This window comes from Neisseria sp. P0021.S006, from assembly GCF_051956895.1.
In genome coordinates, this window is sequence record NZ_JBQCWZ010001169.1 from 1 (window position 1) to 472 (window position 472).

Sequence of the window (472 nt, forward strand, 5' to 3'; positions counted from 1 at the left end):
GCGGGGATGTACAGTTTATCGGCGTCTCCGCTAAAAAAGGCCTGAACATCGATGCATGGCTCGAAGCCGTCTTGCTCGAAGCTGAAGCTTTGGAACTGACTGCCCCAGTCGATGCACCTGCCAAGGGTATCATCGTTTAGGCACGTTTGGACAAAGGCCGCGGCACGGTTGCCACATTGCTGGTTCAAAGCGGTACGCTGAAAAAAGGCGATATGCTGCTGGCCGGTACTACATTCGGTAAAATCCGTGCAATGGTTGACGAAAACGGCAAAGCCATCAATGAAGCCGGCCCTTCTATCCCTGTCGAAATCCTCGGCTTGTCCGACGTACCGGGCGCAGGCGAAGATGCAATGGTGTTGGCCGACGAGAAGAAAGCGCGCGAAATCGCCCTCTTCCGTCAAGGCAAATACCGCGACGTGCGCGTGGCCAAACGACAGGCTGCGAAACTGGAAAACATGTGCAACAACATGGG

At 55.1% G+C, this 472-nt stretch carries 1 pseudogene; it reads left to right on the forward strand.

From position 1 onward, the window contains the following. Window positions 1-472: pseudogene (locus ACTHUM_RS19295) on the forward strand (translation initiation factor IF-2); the annotation flags it as partial.